Genomic DNA, 22,291 nt, shown 5'->3' with positions numbered 1-22,291 from the left:
GGTTATCCTTGCATCTGCGGCTTGTGCGCGGTGACGTGAATATAGCGGCCAAGACTGACAAAAGGTTCCTGACGGCAATACCGCGTTTCTAATTCTGTTAAGGTGTCAAAACAGTCACGCTGTTTGTGTTTTTCACGCAGATAATCATGAAACACCCTGACGCCCGTTTTCCCGGTTATCTGCCAGCCAATCTCTTCCAGCCAGCCATACACCTGCTGCGGATCGCGCGGATAATCCGGGGAAAGCGTGCGTTTTTTCTTTTTTGGCATCCCGACCTGAACATAGTCGAAGTTACCCGCAACCATGTTGTGCATCAGGAAGCCGTTAGCATTGTAGAACATCAGTGACAGCGTACCGCCCGGGCGCAACATCGACCACAGGGTGCGTAACACGCTTTGCGGATCGGCAACCCACTCCAGCACTGCATGAAACAATATCAGATCAACCTGGGTTTCCAAATGCTGTGCGATGTCCTGAGCGGCGCATTGTATAAAATGCATGTTGTCGCTCACACCTTTCTCTTCTGCGGCACGCGTCGCACGCGCGATCATCTCAGCAGAAAGATCGCAAAGCGTTACGTGATGACCGCGCTGGGCCATTTTGATCGCCGTCTGCCCTTCACCGCCGCCAGCGTCCAGCACGCGCAACGTTTGCCCCTCAAACGAGGCCAGGATGTTGTCCAGATCCTGCCAGAGGATCGTCTGACGCAACTGCCCTTTCGTGGTGCCATAAATGTTGCGCGAAAACTTTTCCGCGATGTCATCAAAATTGCGATCCCGCATTGGGAGAGTTCCACTCGCTAACTGCAAAACCGCTATTTTGTCACACCCGCGCGGAGAATGAACCTCTCTGGTGTAATATCACGAGTAATCACCTGCTATATGGTTAAAAAAGGAACCAAAAAGGATGCTTTTTACCCTGAAGAAATACATTGGGGGGATGATGCTTCCCCTTCCACTGCTGCTTATCATTATTGCGCTAGGGCTGGCGCTGGTGTGGTTTAGTCGCTTTCAGAAAAGTGGCAAAACCCTTATTACCATCGGCTGGCTGGTTCTGCTGTTGCTGAGTCTGCAACCGGTCGCGGATAGCCTGTTACGCCCTGTCGAAAACAGGTACCCGACATGGCAGGGTCATCAGGAGGTGAAGTATATCGTGGTGCTGGGTGGAGGTTACACCTGGGATCCGAACTGGGCGCCCAGTTCAAACCTGATTAACAACAGCCTGCCTCGACTGAACGAAGGTATTCGCCTGTGGCTGGCGAATCCGGGATCGAAAATGATCTTTACCGGTGCGGCGGCAAAAACAAACCCGGTCAGCACGGCCGAAGCCGGAGCCAGAGTGGCTGAATCGCTGGGTGTACCGCGTTCCGCTATCATCACGCTGGACAGCCCAAAAGACACCGAAGAAGAAGCTGCTGCCGTGAAGCAGGCGATTGGCGATGCCCCGTTCCTGCTGGTTACGTCCGCCTCGCACCTGCCGCGGGCGATGATTTTCTTCGAAAGAGTTGGCCTGCATCCCCTCCCCGCGCCGGCTAACCAGATGGCCATCGACGCGCCGCTTAACCCGTGGGAACGGGCGATCCCGTCCCCGGTATGGCTGATGCACAGCGATCGTGTCGGTTACGAAACGCTTGGACGCCTCTGGCAATGGCTAAAAGGCGCGTCAGGCGAGCCAGGGCAGGAGTGATTTCGTGGCGAGATCGAAGTTGGCGCGATTAAAACGGCCAGTATTGACCAGTTGCGCCACTTCATCCCAGAGCAGATAGAGCCAGCGGCGCCAGAGAAACGCTTCTGCAACCGGCGCCCGCTGGAGATAATGCCAGAGTAACCCCTCTGCGGCCCCGCTGTCGCTGAGCCTGAACAACTCGTACTCGCGCGGTGCCCAGAGCATGATCCCCGGCCCTACCATTGCCAGAAGCTGGTCGCTGCGAGGGTCTTTCAGCATGCTGCGCAGGGTAAAATTGCCGTGAACCAGCACGCAGTTGTCGTTAAAGCCGTCAAACAGCGCGGGCAAACACTCCCGGGTGCGGAACAAAATACGTTTGTCCTGCATGGTCAAACCGGTGTTATTAAACTGGTTAAGGGTGCCCCACAACACTTCGACCCGCTGGCGATACCACAGTGGCCACAGGTTTTCCTGGGTGCTGTCTACCGGCCCGACGAGCCCACCGCTGTCTTGTCTGTGCCAGCCCAGCAGCGCCTCGACAATCTGATCTTTCAGCTGTTCCCAGCGTTCCGGTGAACGAGCAGGCGCTTCCACAGGCACGCCACGTAACCGCTCAATCAGCAGGACATCGGGGCCGGGGTGTTCTTCATGCGTCATCACGCCATACACCGTCGGCATGCGGACGGTCCCTTGTCGCGCAAGCATCGACATTTTCCAGGCCAGCTGCCTGGCAACGCCCGGCGAGGTAAAACTTCGGGCCATCAGCGGCATTGGGTTTCCCTGGCTGTCATATAACGACCAGAGTGCGGTATCTGCTTTTTCGTTCACACACTCAACCCTGCTTAACTTCTCACCCAGCAGATGGCTCAGTTCAGCACGCAGCTGTTCCATATGAGATTACCCCCATTAAGACTACTGCTTTTATAATGAGCGCGCGGACAGAAGATGTCACCCGACAGAGATCAATTATGGAAAAGAAAGGGAAAATAACCTGGAGAGAGCATCCCCCCGTAAGGAGGGATGCGGGCGCTATTAACGCAATTCGGCGCGGACGCGCTCAAGATCTTCCGGGGTGTCAACACCCGTACCTGGCACTTCCTGCGCAACGGCAACGTGGATTTTTTCCCCGTACCAGAGCACGCGGAGCTGCTCCAGCATTTCGATATGCTCCAGCGGGCTGGGTGCCCAGGTGACATAACGACGAATAAAGCCAGCGCGGTAGCCGTAGATCCCCAGATGACGCAGGAATGAATCACCAATGGTCTCTTTTGAAACCGCAAAACGGTCACGATCCCAGGGAATAGTGGCGCGAGAGAAGTAGAGCGCATAGCCCTCGGCATCCATCACCACTTTCACCGCGTTCGGATTAAACGCCTCTTCAGCGTGGAGCACAGGTACCGCGAGCGTAGCCATACCGACCTGGCGCTGCGCCAGGTTTTCCGCCACCTGGCGAATAATGACCGCCGGGATCATCGGCTCGTCGCCCTGCACGTTAACGATGACCGTATCATCATTAAAACCGCATTTCTCAACCACTTCTGCCAGCCGCTCTGTGCCGGACTGGTGATCGGCGCGGGTCATGCACACTTCTCCACCAGCCGCCTCAACCGCACGGGCAACGTCCGGATGATCGGTTGCCACGATAACGCGCTCAGCACCGGACTCACGCGCACGTTCAAGGACATGCACAATCATCGGTTTGCCGTTGATATCCACCAGCGGTTTACCCGGCAGACGGGTTGATGCATAACGCGCAGGAATAATGACAACAAAACTCATGGTTTGCTCTCTTCTGCCACCAGGGAGCGGGCTTCGTTTTCCAGCAATACCGGAATACCGTCGCGCAGCGGGAATGCCAGACTGTCCAGCTTGCAAATCAGCTCTTGTTTGTCCTGGCTGTAGTAAAGTTTGCCGTTGCACACCGGGCAGGCAATAATTTCAAGTAAACGGTGATCCATAGTTCCTCCGTATGGGTAATCGCTAAAGCTTAACACATTCCTTTTTCAGGGAGTGTCTGTTTCCCAGCCACGTCGACAGGTGCTAAACAACCCGTCAGGCACCCGACCCAGCGCCACGTCGTGGGCCCCCTGCCAGCGTGCGAATTCGCTAATGGCGGAGGTTAATCCTTTTTCCAGCGCCGCTGTGGTCTTGATCCCCTCTTCAAGATAGAGCGCGATAATCTCCAGCGTGCCGGTTTTGCGGTGCATTTTGGCATCCATTCGACCGACCAGTTGCCCTTTGTGCAGCAGAGGCAACACAAAGTAGCCGTACTGACGCTTTGGCGCGGGGGTGTAACACTCAAGCCGATAGCTGAAATTAAACAGCTGTTCGGCCCGTTTTCTGTCCCACACGACCGGATCGAAAGGCGATAACACCGCGCTGTGGGTTGCCTGAAGCTTACTGTCCAGAGCCTGGGGTAAGAGCGGGAGGAGATCCGAATGCAGCCACATGTCCCCGAGGGTTTCTACCGTGACGGGGATAACACGATGTTCACGCTGCCACATTTCCAGCAGCGGTTTCAGGGCCGGCTGGCGAAGGCGATAGTAATCCGCCAGCCACTGCGGCCGGAAAATGCCCAGACTGCGGGCGCTGTTTTCCAGCATGATGGCTTCCGCTGCCTCCTGGGTGAGTAAGTCACGCTCATCGTCCCAGTGGGGCATCACGCGGTGCGTCAGGTCATACACGCGCTGAAAATTACGCCGTTCAATCACCATGACTTTGCCGGACGTAAACAGTCCTTCAAGGTGGCGTTTGTGCGGCTTCCACTCCCACCAGCCGCTGGTCCCTTTTCTCGGATGTTCAAAATCGGCGGAACGTACAGGACCGTTTTGCTGAATATGCTCGATAAGCTGTGCAATTTCAGTCGCGTGCTCCTGCATCCATTCCTGGCGGTATTTCCAGCCCATCTTTTCGGGGGCCAGCATGCGATGGCGAACCAGGGCAAAATCGCTGCGCGGCAGGAAACAGGCCTCGTGCGCCCAGTACTCCATTAAGTCCCCCTTACTGAGCGCGTCATCCAGCCACTGAGGCGGATAATTCCCCAGTCGACTAAACAGCACAAGGTAAGGGCTACGGGCCACGATATTAATGGTGTCAATTTGAAGGAGCGACATGCGCTGAACGGTAGAGAGAATATCGGCGGGCTGCGCGCGGCGGCGGGGCTTTTTGAGCAGCCCCTGTGCGGCAAGGTGCAAATGACGTGCGGCTGAAAGCGAGAGTTGCGGTAAAGACATGCGTTTTCCTGTCAGTCAAAGCGCCACCAGAACCGCGTAAGCCATTACTGCACTAACGCAATCAGTTCCTTGAGCAATTGTTCCGGTTGCTCACCGCTGAGTTCAGCGTCAACCGGCAGATACCACCAGTTATCCTTCGCAAAGGCACGGCATTTCACCGCATCTTTTTCAGTCATGATTAGCGTCTGCCCCGGCGCAGTCAGGGCCGCGACCTGATCTGGCACCAGCGCCTGATGATCGGCCAGCGGAACGCGTTTTTCAAGCCGGGCACCACACTGTTCCAGCGTCGCGAAGAAACGCGGAGGATGACCGATACCCGCCATGGCCACCAGCGCGGGTAACAACGAGACAGCACGGCGCTCTCCGGTCAACAGATTCACCGCCATTCCCGGCCTGAGATGCATAGGGATCTCACCCGGTTTGGCCTCTCCACCGTTAACAATCACCGCATCAACGGACCTGAGACGCGAAGCACGTTCGCGCATTGGTCCGGCGGGTAGCCACCAGCCGTTACCGAACCGGCGAACCCCGTCAATGACCACAATCTCTTTATCACGCGCCAGCGCGTAATGCTGCAGACCATCGTCAGTAATAATAATGTCTACCGTGTGTTCGGCAAGAAGTGCCTGAACGGCATCACTGCGTACCGGGGAAACCGCAACAGGTGCACCTGTACGCTGGTATATCAATACTGGCTCATCACCCGCTTCAGCGGTCGTAGTTTCCGCCGTCAGCAACAGGGGATACTGTGCCGCTTTTCCGCCATACCCACGCGATACCACGCCTGGGCGTATACCGCGTTTTTGCAGTTGCTCCACCAGCCAGATCACCACCGGTGTTTTACCGTTGCCGCCAGCCGTCAGGTTACCCACCACGACAACCGGCACCGGCGCGCGCCATGCTCGCTTTAACCCCAGGCGGTAAAGCAGACGAATGAGGCCGCTCACCAGGCCATAAAGCCAGGAAAGCGGCAGAAGCAGCAGCCACAGCGGTGATTCACCGGACCAGATGCGTGCAATCATTCGCCGAATTGCATCTTATGCAGTTGGGCGTACACGCCGCGGTGCGCCAGCAAATCAGAGTGGCTTCCGCGTTCGACAATCACGCCATCTTCAACAACGACGATTTCGTCAGCCTGCTCGATAGTCGACAGACGGTGCGCAATCACCAGCGACGTACGGTTCTTTTGCAGCTCATCCAGCGCAGACTGAATGGCACGTTCAGATTCCGTATCCAGCGCAGAGGTTGCTTCATCCAGAATCAGAATCGGGCTATCACGCAACAGCGCACGAGCAATGGCGATACGCTGGCGCTGGCCACCGGAGAGCAGTACACCGTTCTCACCGATAATGGTATCCAGACCGTTATCCATCTTGTTGATAAAGTCCATCGCATAGGCCATACGAGCCGCCTTTTCAATCTCCGCACGGCTGTACTCTTCTGTACGCGCATAGGCAATGTTGTTTGCCACTGTATCGTTGAAGAGATGCACATTCTGGGAGACCAGCGCCACCTGGTTACGCAGGGACTGCAGGGTATACTCCCGCAGGTCATGGCCATCCAGCAGGATTTCACCCTCGTCGATATCATAGAAACGGGTGATCAGGCTGGCGATGGTGGATTTACCAGAGCCGGAGCGGCCTACCAGCGCAACGGTTTTACCCGCGGGAATGGACAGGTTGATATTACGCAAAGCCGGCGTTTCACGGCCAGGATAGGAGAAAGTCACATTGCGGAATTCAACATCGCCGTGGGCGCGTTCAATCTCGCGTTTACCTTCATCTTTCTCCTGTTCGGTATCCAGAATGCTGAACAGGGTCTGGCAGGCAGCCATCCCGCGCTGGAACTGAGCGTTGACGTTCGTCAGTGATTTCAGCGGACGCATCAGGGCAATCATCGATGAGAAGACCACGGTGATGGTACCTGCCGTCAGCGTCTCCATCACGCTCGGGAAGCTGGCCGCATACAGAACAAAGGCCAGCGCCAGAGAAGCGATCAGCTGGATGATAGGGTCAGAAATTGAAGAGGCCGAAACCATTTTCATCCCCTGCAGACGCATTTTGTTGCTGACTTTATCAAAGCGTTTGGTTTCGACTTCCTGCCCGCCGAAAATCAACACCTCTTTATGCCCTTTCAGCATCTGCTCAGCGCTGGTCGTAACCTGGCCCATCGTGTTCTGCATATTCTTACTGATGTTGCGAAAACGCTTTGAAACGACGCGAATAGCAATAGAGACAACCGGTGCCAGCACGATAAGGATCAGTGACAGCTGCCAGCTGTAATAGAACATCATGATGAACAGACCGATAATCGATGCACCTTCACGCACCACGGTAATCAGCGCGTTGGACGACGATGATGCCACCTGCTCGGAGTCGTAGGTAATACGTGACAGCAAGGTACCGGTAGACTGCTTATCAAAGAACGCTACTGGCATGCCCATCATGTGGCCAAACAGCCGACGGCGCATGGTCATAACGACTTTCCCGGAAACCCAGGAGATACAGTAGCTCGAAATGTAGCTGGTGATACCGCGTAAGATCATCAGTCCAATAACCACCAGTGGCATCCATATCAGCACTGAGCGATCTGTTTTACCAAAACCGTCATCCAGTAACGGTTTGAGAAGCGATAACATAAACGTATCGCTGGCTGCGTTGAGGACTAACGCTACACCCGCCACGATCAAGCCTGCTTTAAAAGGTGCAATCATCGGCCAGAGTCGGCGGAAGGTTTGCCACGTGGAGAGATCTTTGTCGTTATGCATTCAAAAAACCAGCATCTGTTGAAATAGCCGCATATTCTACCCGTTATCTACGGGCGCGCCAAACCACTGATGATACCAACGCGGTAAATATTCATCACGTACGCGCTGTATTTGCCATCGATTTTGCGAGAATGTCACCGATATTTGTCCAGAATGGGGGGTATCGTGCCAGATATAGCCCTCTTTTCGATAACGTCTGATAACTTTTGCCGACGGAAAATGCCATGCGTTATAGCGGGCCGCAGAATCGAGCGCGATCCTCCCCTCTACCCGCTGCACCAGTGGCAATGATGAAGACGTATTGCTGCCATGATGGGGTACCTGTATTACAGTGGACGTCAGATGACGCCAGTAATGGCTAAGCATAGTCTGTTCCGCTTGCGCTTCAATATCCCCCGTAAGCAACGCACTCTGCTCACCATCGTCGATTTTTACCACGCAGGAGCGATTGTTCCCCCTTTCGGAATAGCCCGCAGGTGGCCAGTGGACGGTGAAGGTTAACCCCTCCCACATCCATCTCTGCCCGCGAAAACAAGGCCGATGTTCCGCCCGGCCTAACGGGCTTCTTATCCATAACGTGGGCCATGTTTTTTGCAGCGTCGCCAGGCCGCCCGCATGGTCGAGATGCTCATGACTGAGAATGACGCCTTCTGGTTGCAAATGGTGCCAGCGTAGCCACGGAATGATTAACTGCCGGGCGCTATCACCACCCGGCCAGGCGAGCCCGGTATCATAAAGAAGGGCTTTACCATGGCGTTCAATGACCATTGCCAGTCCCTGCCCCACATCCAGCATATGCAGTGTCCAGCCCTCACTCCTCACCGTTCGCCAGAGCGGAAATGCCAGTAAGATACTCCCTGCCAGACAAACTGCAGGAACGGATTTCCAGGCATGAAAGCGCCAGCCGATAATGGCAAGCCAGGGCAATAACGTCAGGTATTGCCACCGTTCATCTACATTCTGCCAGCCATCCGGCAGGCGCATCAGCATCCAGAACAACCCCCCCAGGGATTTATCGGCTGCAAGCCAGAGGGCACTTTCCAGCGCCGTCAGCGGCAACAGATGAAGCAACATTCCGGCCAGGATCAGCGGTACGCAGACTAAAGTGACCAGGGGGACGGCAAAGAGATTAGCCACCAGGGAAGAGAGGCTAAACCCATGAAAAATCAGCACCTGTAATGGCATGAGCAGAAGCAACATGCCGGTTTGCAGATAGAGCAGATTCAGCAAAGGCTGTAACCAGCGAACCCGGTGCCCGCGAGGAAGAGGCAGCCACTGAAACCAGAAAATCAGCGCGGCGACGGCAAAAGCTGAAAGGGCCAGACTTTGAGAAAGCACGGCTAAGGGATCCCTTATCAGGATTGCCGCGATACAGCAACACCACACCTGCCAGGGAGACCACTGACGGGCGCCAATGCGCAATGCCGCCAGCACGGCAAGTGCGATAACCGTTCGCAATGCGGGCGGTTGCAGCCCGGTAAGCCAGGCGTAGAAAGCGGCAAAGAGCAACCCGGCCAGGAGAGGAATCTGCCAGTGGATCCAGTGGCCCGGCATCAAAAACTGAAGCCCACGCGCAAGTAACCAGACGATGGATGCGGCCAGCGCAATATGCAGACCCGAAATTGCCATCAGGTGCAACGTGCCGGTGTCGCGCATCAGATCTTTAATTTCCCGGGGCACCTCCAGACGTTCTCCCATCCCCAGCCCAAGCATAACCGCGCCCCAGTGAAAAGCAGAAAGTCGCTGTTGCAGAGACATCAGGTACTGAGCACGCAAGCTGCAGTTTTCATCGACGATTTTCGCCTGCGTGAAACGTCCGCTGAGCGTCTGGTGTCGGGCAAAGGCGCTTCGCTGGGGATCATATCCCCCGTCGTTTAGCTCGCCATGCACAGGCCGGAGCCTGAGCGTCATGGCCCAGCGCTGACCGGCACACACCTTTTGCGGCAGGTAATTGCCATACAGCGTCACGCCCGTGGATGCCCACCAGCGTTGACCATCGACACGCAGAATGTTGCCCTTATGCATTGTTGCACCATCGGTGGCCGTGATTTCTATCTCTGCCTGCACTGCTCCCGTCGTTAAATGTTGCATCGGCCAGACGCTTTCCTGCGCAGCAAGAAGACCCCAGGCACAAAATAACACCATGATCCCCATATACTTCAGGACGTTGTATCGCTGGGCGGCCAGCGCTATCCCACTGGCTATCATTACCCACACGGTATGACGTTCAGGCAGGACGGGTAACCAGAGTAACGGCATGATCGCCAGAATGGCGCAAAAACTTATCGCGGGAATGCCCATTACTACCTCCCTGTTTGAGGGTGACAGTATGGAAGCAGGCAGGGTGAGTCGTCAGCCAGAAGAAACACGGTTTACAGCGGGCGCTGAAACATTTTTATCCGTTTGCAGAAAACAAAAGGAAAATTGCGCGGCATCTTCAGAATAAAAGCGGCAGGCACAAAAAAAGCACCCGCAGGTGCTTTCTTTCGAACCCAGTTTAGCGCTGATGGCTAAACTCAGTTGCCGTAAATGTTGGCGCGATCGCGCAGTTCTTTACCCGGCTTAAAGTGTGGAACGTACTTACCTTCCAGTTCGACTTTATCGCCAGTTTTCGGGTTACGCCCGGTACGTGGAGCACGATAGTGCAGAGAAAAACTACCGAAACCGCGGATTTCAATGCGCTCGCCCTGGGCAAGAGTGGAGGCCATATGCTCCAGCATCTCTTTTACGGCATCCTCCACTGCTTTCGCAGGGATATGCGGTTGCTGACTGGCAAGTCTTTCAATCAATTCTGACTTGGTCATGATTCCTCCGGTTCCTTTCAAACCAATTAGCTGAACAGCTCATTAAACAAGGGCGGCCGTAGCCGCCCTTTGTTATTGATTACAGGACGAATCCTCTAATCTGTCAAGTTTGCTCCTCATCCTTCTCGCTGTAAATGCGTTACAGCTCAAAATGATGCGGACAACCTGATATTACTCGCCTTTAGCTGCTTTGAAAGCTTCAGCCATTGCGTTGTTAGAGAAGTTTGCATCTTCCTGTTTGTTAACAGTGGCGATTGCATCTTTCTCATCAGCTTCGTCTTTAGCACGAACAGACAGGCTGATTGCACGGTTCTTACGGTCAACACCGGTGAACTTAGCTTCAACGTCGTCACCAACGTTCAGAACCAGAGTCGCATCTTCAACGCGGTCACGTGAAGCTTCAGAAGCGCGCAGGTAACCTTCAACGCCGTCAGCCAGTTCTACGGTTGCGCCTTTAGCGTCAACTGCAGTGACTTTACCGTTTACGATTGCGCCTTTCTTGTTCAGTGCAACCCAGTTGTTGAACGGATCTTCTGCGAGCTGTTTAACGCCCAGGGAGATACGTTCACGCTCTGCGTCAACCTGCAGAACAACTGCAGCGATTTCGTCGCCTTTTTTGTATTCACGAACTGCTTCTTCGCCTGCAACGTTCCAGGAGATGTCAGACAGGTGAACCAGGCCATCGATGCCGCCGTCCAGGCCGATGAAGATACCGAAGTCAGTGATAGACTTGATTTTACCTTCAACACGGTCACCCTTGTTGTGGGTTTCCGCGAACTGCTGCCATGGGTTGTTTTTGCACTGTTTCAGGCCCAGGGAGATACGACGACGTTCTTCGTCGATATCCAGAACCATAACTTCCACTACATCACCAACGTTAACAACTTTGGATGGGTGGATGTTTTTGTTGGTCCAGTCCATTTCGGAAACGTGCACCAGGCCTTCAACGCCTTCTTCGATTTCAACGAAGCAGCCGTAGTCAGTCAGGTTGGTAACGCGACCAGTCAGTTTAGTACCTTCTGGGTAACGCTTAGCGATAGCTACCCATGGATCTTCGCCCAGCTGTTTCAGGCCGAGGGATACACGAGTACGCTCGCGGTCGAACTTCAGCACTTTAACAGTGATTTCGTCGCCCACGTTCACGATTTCGCTTGGGTGCTTAACGCGTTTCCAAGCCATGTCGGTGATGTGCAGCAGGCCATCAACGCCGCCCAGGTCAACGAATGCGCCGTAGTCAGTGAGGTTCTTAACGATACCTTTGACTTCCATGCCTTCCTGCAGGTTTTCCAGCAGCTGATCGCGTTCTGCGCTGTTTTCGGATTCGATAACGGCACGACGGGATACAACAACGTTGTTACGCTTCTGGTCCAGCTTGATTACTTTGAACTCAAGCTCTTTGCCTTCGAGGTGCAGGGTGTCACGGACTGGACGAACGTCTACCAGAGAACCTGGCAGGAACGCACGAATACCATTCAGCTCAACAGTGAAGCCACCTTTAACTTTGCCGTTGATAACACCGACCACAGTTTCAGCTTCTTCGTAAGCTTTTTCCAGCGTGATCCAAGCTTCGTGACGTTTAGCTTTTTCACGGGAAAGCAGGGTTTCGCCGAAGCCGTCTTCTACTGCATCCAGAGCAACGTCAACTTCGTCACCAACCTGGATTTCCAGCTCGCCCTGGGCGTTTTTGAACTGCTCTGCCGGAATGGCGGACTCAGATTTCAGACCGGCGTCAACCAGTACTACGTCTTTGTCGATAGCAACAACAACACCACGAACGATGGAACCCGGACGGGTTTCGATTGTTTTTAAGGATTCTTCAAATAGTTGAGCAAAAGATTCAGTCATGTTTAATCTTCAGGTTAATATAACGTCCACCTGGCTCCGTGCCGGATGGGGTTGTTTCACATACCCGCCGTCAATCCATTGCAGCGGGGGTACTGCTAAATCGGTCGCAATTACGCGAGTGCCAGTTTTTGGCGCGCATATTGTAGCGCTTTTTCAATCACTTGCTCAATAGTTAAACTGGTTGAATCCAGAACTAATGCATCTTCTGCAGGAACAAGTGGGGCGACGGCGCGGTTACGATCGCGGTCATCGCGCTCTTTTATCTCGGACAAAAGGCGATCAAAGTTAACACTAAACCCCTTTTCCTGCAACTGAAGCATGCGGCGTTGAGCCCGTTCTTCCGAGGAGGCGTCGAGGAAAATTTTCACCGGCGCATCAGGGAAGACAACGGTTCCCATGTCACGCCCGTCAGCGATCAGGCCAGGCAGTTCGCGGAAGGCGCGTTGACGGCGCAGCAGTGCTTCACGCACGCGCGGGAAAGCGGCAACCTGTGAAGCGGCATTCGCCACGTCCTGAGTACGAATTTCACCGCTGACATCTTCACCTTCGAGAATCACTTCCAGATTTCCGTTGGTTGAGATAAAGCGAACATCAAGATGGGTAGCCAGCGGAACCAGCGCGTCTTCGGAGGCCACATCAACATGGTGATGCAGCGCCGCAAGCGCTAACACGCGGTAAATAGCACCAGAGTCCAGCAGATGCCATTGCAATGCTTCCGCCATTGCCTTGCACAAGGTGCCCTTTCCTGCACCGCTTGGGCCATCAATGGTTATGACCGGGGCAATTGCCGTCATCTTTATCTCCTTAAACAGGCATACCGTTAACGTAAACGCCGCGCATTATACGCGCCAATGCCCACAATCGTTAACGTTGTGTGCAAAAACGCGAATTACAGGTATTTAGATGAAGAATTATTGCGCAATGATACTTCTACATCGTTCGCGTTGCTTGCAGGCGGCAGGCGCACATCTTCAGAAGTGTAGATCATCACGTCAATGAGTGGGAACGCTGTAAGCGCGCCAGCACAGAGGCTGGCGCGAAGGCAAATCAGGCAGGGGTACTGATACGCGCCAATTGCTCGAAGTAGTCCGGGAAGGTTTTCGCCGTACATTTCGGGTCGAGAATGGTCACCGGCGTATCGGAGAGCGCCACCAGCGAGAAGCACATTGCCATGCGGTGATCGTTATAGGTGCCGATTTCCGCAAACTGCAGTTTTGCCGGAGGCGTGACGCGGATGTAGTCTTCGCCCTCCTCCACTTCGGCGCCCACTTTACGCAGTTCGGTCGCCATTGCGAACAGACGGTCAGTCTCTTTTACGCGCCAGTTGTAAATGTTACGCAGCGTCGTGGTGCCTTTTGCGAAGAGCGCCGCCGTGGCAATGGTCATCGCCGCATCCGGGATATGGTTCATGTCCATATCGATAGCGTTCAGCTCGCCATGGGTGCAGGAGATGAAATCATCGCCCCAGGTAATCGTGGCGCCCATTTTTTCCAGCACGTCAGCAAAACGGATATCGCCCTGAACGCTGTTACGGCCAATGCCGGTCACTTTCACCGTACCGCCCTTAATCGCCCCTGCCGCCAGGAAATAGGAGGCAGACGAAGCATCACCTTCCACAAGGTAATGACCCGGAGACTGGTACTGCTGCGCACCGCGAACCACGAATTGCTGATAAGCGCGGTTTTCCACCTCAACCCCAAAGGTTTTCATCAGGTGCAGCGTAATATCAATGTACGGTTTAGAGACCAGGTCGCCTTTGATGGTGATGACCGTATCCTGTGGTGCCAGCGGCGCAGTCATCAGCAGAGCCGTCAGGAACTGGCTGGAGACGCTGCCATCCACCTCGACGTTACCGCCATTGAAACCACCGCGCAGACGCATAGGCGGGTAATTTTCCTGCTCCAGATACTCAATCTGCGCGCCGCCCTGACGAAGGGCATCTACCAGATGGCCAATGGGACGCTCTTTCATGCGTGGCTCACCGGTCAGCACAATATTGTTGCTGCCCAGGCACAGGGCCGCCGCCAGCGGTCGCATCGCCGTCCCCGCATTACCCAGAAACAGTTCACGCTCTTCAGCCGAGCGTAACGCGCCGCCGTTGCCGGTCACTTCACAGCGGGTGCGGTCGTCAGACAGCGTGTAATGAACTCCCAACGCTTTCAGCGCATTGAGCATATGGCGCACGTCATCGCTGTCCAGCAGGTTTGTGAGGACGGTGGTGCCGTTTGCCAGAGCTGCCAGCAGCAGAGCGCGGTTCGAGACACTTTTTGAACCAGGCAGATTAATAGTGCCATCTACCCGCGCGATAGGTTGTAACGTCAGGGATTCCATGAAACTTAACTCTCAACTCAACATAATAAAAACCCCGCAGCAGGGCTACGGGGGTGAAAACAGCGTAATTAACCGTGGCGACGTTCGAAGTCGATCATGAAATCGGTCAGGGTTTTAACCCCTTCCAGCGGCATCGCGTTATAGATAGAGGCACGCATACCGCCTACAACACGGTGGCCTTTCAGCGCATGCAGGCCTGCAGCGAAGGACGCTTCCAGGAAGACTTTATCCAGGTTGCTGTCCGCCAGCTGGAACGGCACATTCATACGAGAACGGTTAGCTTTCGCGACATCGTTACGGTAGAAATCGCTCTTATCGATCACGCCATACAGCAGGTCGGCTTTCTGCTGATTGATTTTGTCCATCTGCGCCACGCCGCCGTTTTGCTTGAGCCATTTAAAGACCAGTCCAGAGAGGTACCAGGCAAACGTAGGGGGGGTGTTGAACATGGAGTCGTTATCGTTGAGGACCGTATAATCCAGAATAGACGGGCAAGACTGATGGGCTTTACCCAGCAAATCTTCGCGCACGATGACGATCGTCAAACCCGCCGGGCCGATATTTTTCTGCGCACCCGCATAGATAACACCGTAGCGGCTGACGTCAATTGGCGCGGACAAAATGGTAGAGGAGAAATCGGCTGCAACCACGACGTCTTTACCGAAGTTCGGGGTCTCGTCGATGGCAATCCCGTCGATGGTTTCATTTGGGCAATAGTGCAGGTACGCAGCGTTATCAGAGAGCTGCCATTCGCTCATCGGCTTCACGGCACGCAGGCCATCAACGGTAATTTTGGCGTCGATAACATTTGGCGAGCAGTACTTTTTGGCTTCTTTAACCGCACTTGCCGCCCAGTAACCCGCATCAACGTAGTCTGCCGTGGTTTTGTCGCCGAGGATATTCAGCGGGACGCCAGCAAACTGACCGCGGCCACCGCCGTGGCAGAACAAAACTTTGTAGTTTGAGGGAATGTTCAGCAGATCGCGAAAATCCTTTTCTGCCTCTTCCGCCACCTGAATAAACTCTTTACCACGGTGGCTGATTTCCATCACCGACGTACCCAGACCGTTCCAGTCGCAAAGTTCCTGTTGAGCCTGTTTAAGCACGTCTGCCGGCAACATCGCCGGACCTGAACTGAAATTAAAGACTTGAGCCATTTCCCCTCACCACGCTAAAAGCAATAAGTTATAACTGTGGATATCGGTTTTATCATTCAGTGACACGCGCCGCAATGTCTAAAACTTATGACCGGTGAAATGTGTCCCGCGTCACACAATACAATCTGCCATCTCACTGCGGCAAAACCGACAATATGGCTGTCAGGTAAGGCGTTTGGCCCGGCTAACCTTCGTCCATTCCGGATTTGTACAGCGGGGACATAATTGATGATCGCCCGGCTGCATCGCCACAACATGGCTACATCTTATACAGGCATATTCGCCTGACTCAGGCACGGTCATGAAACGCTCAATAAGCATATCCGGCAGAATACAGAGCCCCGGCTTCACCTCGTCGTCAGCATAGTAATAGACGCTGATTTGCCCGTTCGTTTCCATGATTGCCAGCCGCACCTGCCCGAGTTGTTCAACGCTATTCAGACGCAGTTCCATAAAAAACTCGAACTCGGTCATGTTGGCACTCTGTACATTTTCCCAGGCCAGCCGCCCGTTCTCGACGATAACCACCGGCTTCCCTTCGAGAAGATCTTCCAGCTTTTCACTTTTCGACATCAGCCACATGACAAGCCGGTAAAGTAGCGCCAGTGAGACAAAAACGATAAAGACCGGCACCATCGGCACATCGTCGTAAAAGGCGACATCCCCCGCCGCTGAACCCAGCGTCAGAATAATCAGCACCTCAAAGAGGGACATCTGCCGGACACCACGCCGCCCGGTGATTTTGAGAAACAGGAAGACCAATACAAAGGTATACAGGCTGCGCAGGGCCACTTCGCCCAAAAATTCGGGAGGAACTTTATCAAACGCCATCCGCTGGAGATCAAATGCTTTCATTTTTCTATGCCTTAACAGTAAGTTACTGTCTGTAAGCATAGTCGAGTCTTTTATTTTCGCCGAAGATAGCACCTGTCACGCAAAACCCGTATCATTGCGCGCTTTACGTACGATAAAAGTGAACGCCATGACTCAAACGTTTATCCCCGGCAAAGACGCCGCTCTGGAAGATTCCATCGCTCGCTTCCAGCAGAAACTGACCGACCTGGGCTTTAATATCGAAGAAGCCTCCTGGCTCAACCCGGTGCCTCATGTCTGGTCCGTGCATATTCGCGATAAAGAGTGTGCCCTGTGCTTTACCAACGGTAAAGGCGCGACAAAAAAAGCGGCACTGGCCTCTGCGCTGGGTGAGTATTTTGAACGTCTGTCGACCAACTATTTCTTCGCCGATTTCTGGCTGGGTGAAACCATCGCCAACGGCCCGTTTGTGCACTATCCGAACGAAAAATGGTTCCCGCTGCCTGAAGACGACGCGCTGCCGGAAGGCATTCTCGACGCGCGTCTACGTGCGTTCTACGATCCGGAAAACGAACTGACCGCCAGCATGCTGATCGATCTGCAGTCCGGCAATGAGGATCGTGGTATCTGCGCCCTGCCGTTCACGCGTCAGTCTGATGAGCAGACCGTCTATATCCCGATGAACATCGTTGGCAACCTGTATGTGTCCAACGGTATGTCTGCCGGTAATACCCGTAATGAAGCGCGCGTACAGGGGCTGTCTGAAGTCTTCGAACGCCACATTAAAAACCGCATCATTGCCGAATCCATCAGCCTGCCTGAAATTCCGGCTGACGTGCTGGCGCGCTACCCGGGCGTGGTGGAATCCATTGCCAGGCTGGAAGCGGAAGGTTTCCCAATCTTTGCCTATGACGGCTCACTGGGCGGTAAATACCCGGTTATCTGTGTGGTGCTGTTTAACCCTGAAAACGGAACCTGCTTCGCCTCTTTCGGCGCGCACCCTGACTTTGGCGTGGCTCTGGAGCGTACCGTCACCGAGTTACTGCAGGGCCGTGGCCTGAAAGATCTGGACGTGTTTACGCCACCGACCTTTGACGACGAAGAAGTGGCCGAGCACACCAACCTTGAAACCCACTTCATCGACTCCAGCGGTTTGATCTCCTGGGATCTGTTTAAGCAGGACGCGGACTATCCGTTCGTCGACTGGAGCTTTGCAGGTACCACCGAAGAAGAGTTCGCCACGCTGATGGCTATCTTTAAGGCGGAAGATAAAGAAGTCTACATCGCTGACTACGAACACCTAGGCGTGTACGCCTGCCGCATTCTGGTGCCGGGCATGTCCGACATCTATCCGGCAGAAGATCTGTGGCTGGCGAACAACAGCATGGGCGCGCACCTGCGTGAAACCCTGCTGGCCTTGCCGGGCAGCGAATGGGAAAAAGAAGATTACCTGAACCTGATCGCGCAACTGGACGAAGAAGGCCATGATGACTTCACCCGCGTACGCGAGCTGCTGGGTCTGGCGACCGGTAAAGATAACGGCTGGTATACCCTGCGTATTGGTGAGCTGAAAGCAATGCTGGCACTGGCTGGCGGCGATCTGGATCAGGCTCTGGCCTGGACCGAGTGGACTATGGAGTTTAACCAGTCTGTCTTCTCTGCCGAGCGCACTAACTACTATCGCTGCCTGCAAACCCTGCTGCTTCTCGCGCAGGAAGAAGATCGTCAGCCGCTGCAATACCTGAATGCGTTTGTTCGCATGTACGGTGCTGACGCCGTTGAAGCCGCCAGCGCAGCACTGAGCGGTGAAGCGCCGTTCTATGGTCTTCAGGCTGTGGATAGCGACCTGAAAGCCTTCCCGGCACATCAGTCTCTGCTGAAAGCGTATGAAAAATTGCAGAAGGCGAAATCCGCTTACTGGTCAAAATAAGCGCATATAACATTATCAGCTGTAGGCGTATTCAATCGTCTGGGCTATATTACGGGGCAATTTCATTGCCCCGTTTTTTATTTTTTTCGGCAATGACTGTTGATTGTAATAATAAAGTTAAATATGGGTAAATATAATAATATTTACCTGGGCTTTACTGTTACTTTTTATGGTAATTACTCCATATTAATTAACTGTTGCAGAGGTGGCCGAAAGAAATAATTCAACTCTTTTCATAACTTTTAAAATTTATTTTTATACGGATAATCAAATACTTACTCCGCTTTTGCTGTAAATCCATACACATTGCGGGCCTATAAGCCAGGCGAGATATGATCTATATCAATTTCTCTTCTATAATGCTTTGTTAGTATCTCGTCGCCGACTTAATAAAGAGAGAGTTAGTGTGAAAGCTGACAACCCTTTTGATCTTTTACTCCCAGCTGCTATGGCCAAAGTTGCCGAAGAAGCGGGTGTCTATAAAGCAACGAAACACCCGATGAAGACGTTCTATCTGGCGATCACGGCTGGTGTGTTCATCTCTATCGCGTTTGTCTTCTACATCACTGCCACCACCGGTACTGCCGCGATGCCTTTCGGCATGGCGAAACTGATTGGCGGTATTTGCTTCTCACTGGGACTGATTCTTTGCGTCATCTGCGGCGCCGACCTCTTCACTTCTACAGTGTTGATTGTCGTGGCAAAAGCCAGCGGAAGAATTACCTGGGGTCAACTGGCGCGCAACTGGCTTAATGTCTATGTTGGCAACCTGATTGGCTGTCTGCTCTTTGTTCTGTTGATGTGGCTCTCTGGCGAGTATATGACCGCCAACGGTGGCTGGGGACTCAACGTCCTGCAGACCGCAGACCACAAAATGCACCACACATTTATCGAAGCCGTTGCTCTCGGCATCCTCGCTAACCTGATGGTCTGCCTGGCTGTCTGGATGAGCTACTCGGGTCGTAGCCTGATGGATAAAGCCATGATTATGGTTCTGCCGGTTGCGATGTTTGTTGCCAGCGGCTTCGAGCACAGTATTGCGAACATGTTTATGATCCCAATGGGAATTGTAATCCGCAACTTTGCAAGCCCGGAGTTCTGGACTGCTGTTGGTTCAACCCCGGAAAGTTTCTCTCACCTGACTATTATGAATTTCATTACTGATAACCTGATCCCTGTCACTATCGGGAACATTATCGGTGGGGGTCTGTTAGTTGGGTTGACATACTGGGTCATTTACCTGCGTGGCGACGACCATCATTGATGGTTATCTCAGGCAGTAAATAAAAAATCCACTTAAGAAGGTAGGTGTTACATGTCCGAGCTTAATGAAAAGTTAGCCACAGCCTGGGAAGGTTTTGCGAAAGGTGACTGGCAGAATGAAGTAAACGTACGTGACTTCATTCAGAAAAACTATACCCCGTATGAAGGTGACGAATCCTTCCTGGCTGGTGCAACTGACGCGACCACCAAGCTGTGGGACAGCGTAATGGAAGGCGTAAAACTGGAAAACCGCACTCACGCGCCAGTTGATTTTGACACCTCCGTTGCTTCTACCATCACTTCTCACGATGCTGGCTACATTAACAAAGCCCTTGAGAAAATCGTTGGTCTGCAGACTGAAGCACCACTGAAACGTGCGATCATCCCGTTCGGTGGTATCAAAATGGTTGAAGGTTCCTGCAAAGCGTATAACCGCGAGCTGGACCCAATGCTGAAAAAAATCTTCACCGAATACCGCAAAACCCACAACCAGGGTGTATTCGATGTTTACACCAAAGACATTCTGAACTGCCGTAAATCTGGCGTTCTGACTGGTCTGCCAGATGCCTATGGCCGTGGCCGTATCATCGGTGACTACCGTCGCGTTGCGCTGTACGGTATCGACTTCCTGATGAAAGACAAATACGCGCAGTTTGTTTCCCTGCAGTCTGACCTGGAAAACGGTGTAAACCTGGAAGCGACTATTCGTCTGCGTGAAGAAATCGCTGAACAGCATCGCGCGCTGGGTCAGATCAAAGAAATGGCGGCTAAATATGGCTGCGATATCTCTGGTCCTGCAACCAACGCTCAGGAAGCTATCCAGTGGACCTACTTCGGCTACCTGGCCGCTGTTAAGTCTCAGAACGGTGCAGCAATGTCCTTCGGTCGTGTATCCACCTTCCTGGATGCTTACATCGAACGTGATATGAAAGCGGGTAAAATCACCGAGCAAGACGCTCAGGAAATGATTGACCACCTGGTCATGAAACTGCGTATGGTTCGCTTCCTGCGTACCCCTGAATACGATGAGCTGTTCTCTGGTGACCCAATCTGGGCAACGGAATCTATCGGTGGTATGGGTGTTGATGGCCGTACTCTGGTTACCAAAAACAGCTTCCGCTTCCTGAACACCCTGTACACCATGGGTCCTTCTCCGGAGCCGAACATCACCGTTCTGTGGTCTGAAAAACTGCCTCTGAACTTCAAGAAATTCGCCGCTAAAGTGTCCATCGACACCTCTTCTCTGCAGTACGAGAACGATGACCTGATGCGTCCGGACTTCAACAACGATGACTACGCTATCGCATGCTGCGTAAGCCCAATGGTTGTTGGTAAACAAATGCAGTTCTTCGGTGCGCGTGCAAACCTGGCGAAAACCATGCTGTACGCAATCAACGGCGGCGTTGATGAAAAACTGAAAATGCAGGTTGGTCCTAAGTCTGAACCAATCAAAGGCGACGTTCTGAACTTCGATGAAGTCATGGAGCGTATGGATCACTTCATGGACTGGCTGGCTAAACAGTACGTCACTGCCCTGAACGTTATCCACTACATGCACGACAAGTACAGCTACGAAGCCTCTCTGATGGCGCTGCACGACCGTGACGTTATCCGCACCATGGCGTGTGGTATCGCAGGTCTGTCCGTTGCGGCTGACTCCCTGTCTGCAATCAAATATGCGAAAGTTAAACCAATTCGTGACGAAGACGGTCTGGCTGTTGACTTCGAAATCGAAGGCGAATATCCGCAGTTTGGTAACAACGACTCTCGCGTTGATGACATGGCGGTTGACCTGGTTGAACGTTTCATGAAGAAAATTCAGAAACTGACCACTTACCGTAACGCTATCCCGACTCAGTCTGTTCTGACCATCACGTCTAACGTTGTGTATGGTAAGAAAACCGGTAACACTCCGGACGGTCGTCGCGCGGGTGCGCCATTCGGTCCTGGTGCTAACCCAATGCACGGTCGTGACCAGAAAGGTGCTGTTGCCTCTCTGACCTCCGTCGCTAAACTGCCGTTTGCTTACGCGAAAGATGGTATCTCTTACACCTTCTCTATCGTGCCAAATGCGCTGGGTAAAGACGACGAAGTACGTAAAACTAACCTCGCGGGTCTGATGGATGGTTACTTCCACCACGAAGCGTCCATTGAAGGTGGTCAGCACCTGAACGTGAACGTAATGAACCGTGAAATGCTGCTTGATGCGATGGAACACCCTGAGAAATATCCTCAGCTGACCATCCGTGTATCCGGCTACGCAGTACGTTTTAACTCCCTGACGAAAGAACAGCAGCAGGACGTTATCACCCGTACTTTCACTCAGTCCATGTAAGTGGAATTGACTGAAATCACGCGTTAAAAGGCGTACAATAAAGGCTCCACATACGTGGGGCCTTTTTAACACTCTCTCCATCACAGTCTCTTTTGTCCGCTATCTATACTCTATGGATAACAGCCAAAACAGACTTAAACACAGCCGG

At 53.3% G+C, this 22,291-nt stretch carries 18 protein-coding genes; 4 read left to right on the top strand and 14 right to left on the bottom strand.

Translation table 11 applies throughout. From position 1 onward, the window contains the following. Nucleotides 1–2: 2 nt before the first annotated feature. On the bottom strand, nucleotides 3–782 hold the full coding sequence (gene cmoM / locus L462_RS19860) for a tRNA uridine 5-oxyacetic acid(34) methyltransferase CmoM (RefSeq protein WP_032677804.1): 780 nt from the start codon (nucleotides 780–782) through the stop codon (nucleotides 3–5). Between the two features lie 124 nt (nucleotides 783–906). Between cmoM and elyC the strand changes: the two genes are divergently transcribed. Then, nucleotides 907–1,686, top strand: coding sequence for an envelope biogenesis factor ElyC (gene elyC, locus L462_RS19865; RefSeq protein ID WP_014169396.1), 780 nt, complete (start codon nucleotides 907–909; stop codon nucleotides 1,684–1,686). On the opposite strand, the gene L462_RS19870 is transcribed toward elyC, so the two are convergent. The 13 genes from L462_RS19870 to L462_RS19930 all read right to left on the bottom strand — a co-directional run bounded on the left by L462_RS19870 (nucleotide 1,663) and on the right by L462_RS19930 (nucleotide 16,657). Continuing rightward, the gene (locus tag L462_RS19870) at nucleotides 1,663–2,556 is read right to left on the bottom strand and encodes a YcbJ family phosphotransferase (RefSeq protein ID WP_014169395.1); all 894 of its coding nucleotides are present in this window, start codon (nucleotides 2,554–2,556) and stop codon (nucleotides 1,663–1,665) included. The two genes, elyC and L462_RS19870, sit on opposite strands and share 24 nt — an antisense overlap. Nucleotides 2,557–2,697: 141 nt before the next feature. Then, on the bottom strand, nucleotides 2,698–3,444 hold the full coding sequence (gene kdsB, locus L462_RS19875) for a 3-deoxy-manno-octulosonate cytidylyltransferase (protein WP_032677803.1): 747 nt from the start codon (nucleotides 3,442–3,444) through the stop codon (nucleotides 2,698–2,700). Further along, on the bottom strand, nucleotides 3,441–3,623 hold the full coding sequence (gene ycaR, locus L462_RS19880; RefSeq protein ID WP_006174474.1) for a protein YcaR: 183 nt from the start codon (nucleotides 3,621–3,623) through the stop codon (nucleotides 3,441–3,443). The genes kdsB and ycaR overlap by 4 nt, the downstream gene beginning before the upstream one ends. A 45-nt stretch (nucleotides 3,624–3,668) precedes the next feature. Next, a complete protein-coding gene (locus L462_RS19885) occupies nucleotides 3,669–4,898 on the bottom strand; it encodes a winged helix-turn-helix domain-containing protein (protein WP_032677802.1) in 1,230 nt (409 codons plus the stop codon). A gap of 44 nt (nucleotides 4,899–4,942) precedes the next feature. Next, nucleotides 4,943–5,920 carry a tetraacyldisaccharide 4'-kinase gene (lpxK, locus tag L462_RS19890; protein WP_032677800.1) on the bottom strand — a complete coding sequence of 326 codons (978 nt, stop codon included), beginning with the start codon at nucleotides 5,918–5,920 and terminating at the stop codon, nucleotides 4,943–4,945. Further along, on the bottom strand, nucleotides 5,917–7,665 hold the full coding sequence (gene msbA, locus L462_RS19895) for a lipid A ABC transporter ATP-binding protein/permease MsbA (RefSeq protein ID WP_032677799.1): 1,749 nt from the start codon (nucleotides 7,663–7,665) through the stop codon (nucleotides 5,917–5,919). The genes lpxK and msbA overlap by 4 nt, the downstream gene beginning before the upstream one ends. A gap of 36 nt (nucleotides 7,666–7,701) precedes the next feature. Further along, nucleotides 7,702–9,966 carry a ComEC family protein gene (locus tag L462_RS19900; RefSeq protein WP_032677798.1) on the bottom strand — a complete coding sequence of 755 codons (2,265 nt, stop codon included), beginning with the start codon at nucleotides 9,964–9,966 and terminating at the stop codon, nucleotides 7,702–7,704. 215 nt (nucleotides 9,967–10,181) lie between these two features. Beyond that, the gene (gene ihfB, locus L462_RS19905; RefSeq protein WP_008499965.1) at nucleotides 10,182–10,469 is read right to left on the bottom strand and encodes an integration host factor subunit beta; all 288 of its coding nucleotides are present in this window, start codon (nucleotides 10,467–10,469) and stop codon (nucleotides 10,182–10,184) included. Between the two features lie 171 nt (nucleotides 10,470–10,640). Next, nucleotides 10,641–12,314, bottom strand: a complete 1,674-nt coding sequence (gene rpsA, locus L462_RS19910) for a 30S ribosomal protein S1 (protein ID WP_014169387.1) — start codon at nucleotides 12,312–12,314, stop codon at nucleotides 10,641–10,643. A 110-nt stretch (nucleotides 12,315–12,424) separates the two neighbouring features. Further along, on the bottom strand, nucleotides 12,425–13,108 hold the full coding sequence (cmk, locus tag L462_RS19915) for a (d)CMP kinase (RefSeq protein ID WP_014169386.1): 684 nt from the start codon (nucleotides 13,106–13,108) through the stop codon (nucleotides 12,425–12,427). A gap of 253 nt (nucleotides 13,109–13,361) precedes the next feature. Next, entirely contained in the window at nucleotides 13,362–14,645 is a 1,284-nt protein-coding gene (gene aroA, locus L462_RS19920; protein WP_032677797.1) for a 3-phosphoshikimate 1-carboxyvinyltransferase, read from the bottom strand. A 68-nt stretch (nucleotides 14,646–14,713) separates the two neighbouring features. Further along, the gene (gene serC, locus L462_RS19925) at nucleotides 14,714–15,802 is read right to left on the bottom strand and encodes a 3-phosphoserine/phosphohydroxythreonine transaminase (protein WP_025204554.1); all 1,089 of its coding nucleotides are present in this window, start codon (nucleotides 15,800–15,802) and stop codon (nucleotides 14,714–14,716) included. 162 nt (nucleotides 15,803–15,964) lie between these two features. Then, nucleotides 15,965–16,657, bottom strand: coding sequence for a DUF421 domain-containing protein (locus tag L462_RS19930; RefSeq protein WP_032677796.1), 693 nt, complete (start codon nucleotides 16,655–16,657; stop codon nucleotides 15,965–15,967). A 127-nt stretch (nucleotides 16,658–16,784) separates the two neighbouring features. Here L462_RS19930 and ycaO point away from each other — a divergent pair, with 127 nt between their 5' ends. From ycaO to pflB, 3 genes are all read left to right on the top strand, one after another. Next, on the top strand, nucleotides 16,785–18,545 hold the full coding sequence (ycaO, locus tag L462_RS19935) for a 30S ribosomal protein S12 methylthiotransferase accessory factor YcaO (protein WP_032677795.1): 1,761 nt from the start codon (nucleotides 16,785–16,787) through the stop codon (nucleotides 18,543–18,545). Nucleotides 18,546–18,951: 406 nt separating this feature from the next. Beyond that, nucleotides 18,952–19,809: a formate transporter FocA gene (gene focA / locus L462_RS25005; protein WP_025204555.1), complete on the top strand. Its 858-nt coding sequence runs from the start codon at nucleotides 18,952–18,954 to the stop codon at nucleotides 19,807–19,809. Between the two features lie 51 nt (nucleotides 19,810–19,860). Next, nucleotides 19,861–22,143 carry a formate C-acetyltransferase gene (gene pflB / locus L462_RS19945; protein WP_014169380.1) on the top strand — a complete coding sequence of 761 codons (2,283 nt, stop codon included), beginning with the start codon at nucleotides 19,861–19,863 and terminating at the stop codon, nucleotides 22,141–22,143. Nucleotides 22,144–22,291: the final 148 nt, after the last annotated feature.

The organism is Enterobacter sp. BIDMC 26 (genome assembly GCF_000534435.1).
GTDB lineage: Bacteria > Pseudomonadota > Gammaproteobacteria > Enterobacterales > Enterobacteriaceae > Enterobacter > Enterobacter ludwigii.
This window is presented reverse-complemented; position numbering and strand designations above follow the sequence as displayed.

Excerpts from the sequence above, each read along its gene's own strand:
- cmoM (WP_032677804.1), bottom strand. The coding sequence starts at position 782 with ATGCGGGATCGCAATTTTGATGACATCGCGGAAAAGTTTTCGCGCAAC.
- elyC (WP_014169396.1), top strand. The coding sequence starts at position 907 with ATGCTTTTTACCCTGAAGAAATACATTGGGGGGATGATGCTTCCCCTT.
- L462_RS19870 (WP_014169395.1), bottom strand. The coding sequence starts at position 2,556 with ATGGAACAGCTGCGTGCTGAACTGAGCCATCTGCTGGGTGAGAAGTTA.
- kdsB (WP_032677803.1), bottom strand. The coding sequence starts at position 3,444 with ATGAGTTTTGTTGTCATTATTCCTGCGCGTTATGCATCAACCCGTCTG.
- ycaR (WP_006174474.1), bottom strand. The coding sequence starts at position 3,623 with ATGGATCACCGTTTACTTGAAATTATTGCCTGCCCGGTGTGCAACGGC.
- L462_RS19885 (WP_032677802.1), bottom strand. The coding sequence starts at position 4,898 with ATGTCTTTACCGCAACTCTCGCTTTCAGCCGCACGTCATTTGCACCTT.
- lpxK (WP_032677800.1), bottom strand. The coding sequence starts at position 5,920 with ATGATTGCACGCATCTGGTCCGGTGAATCACCGCTGTGGCTGCTGCTT.
- msbA (WP_032677799.1), bottom strand. The coding sequence starts at position 7,665 with ATGCATAACGACAAAGATCTCTCCACGTGGCAAACCTTCCGCCGACTC.
- L462_RS19900 (WP_032677798.1), bottom strand. The coding sequence starts at position 9,966 with ATGGGCATTCCCGCGATAAGTTTTTGCGCCATTCTGGCGATCATGCCG.
- ihfB (WP_008499965.1), bottom strand. The coding sequence starts at position 10,469 with ATGACCAAGTCAGAATTGATTGAAAGACTTGCCAGTCAGCAACCGCAT.
- rpsA (WP_014169387.1), bottom strand. The coding sequence starts at position 12,314 with ATGACTGAATCTTTTGCTCAACTATTTGAAGAATCCTTAAAAACAATC.
- cmk (WP_014169386.1), bottom strand. The coding sequence starts at position 13,108 with ATGACGGCAATTGCCCCGGTCATAACCATTGATGGCCCAAGCGGTGCA.
- aroA (WP_032677797.1), bottom strand. The coding sequence starts at position 14,645 with ATGGAATCCCTGACGTTACAACCTATCGCGCGGGTAGATGGCACTATT.
- serC (WP_025204554.1), bottom strand. The coding sequence starts at position 15,802 with ATGGCTCAAGTCTTTAATTTCAGTTCAGGTCCGGCGATGTTGCCGGCA.
- L462_RS19930 (WP_032677796.1), bottom strand. The coding sequence starts at position 16,657 with ATGAAAGCATTTGATCTCCAGCGGATGGCGTTTGATAAAGTTCCTCCC.
- ycaO (WP_032677795.1), top strand. The coding sequence starts at position 16,785 with ATGACTCAAACGTTTATCCCCGGCAAAGACGCCGCTCTGGAAGATTCC.
- pflB (WP_014169380.1), top strand. The coding sequence starts at position 19,861 with ATGTCCGAGCTTAATGAAAAGTTAGCCACAGCCTGGGAAGGTTTTGCG.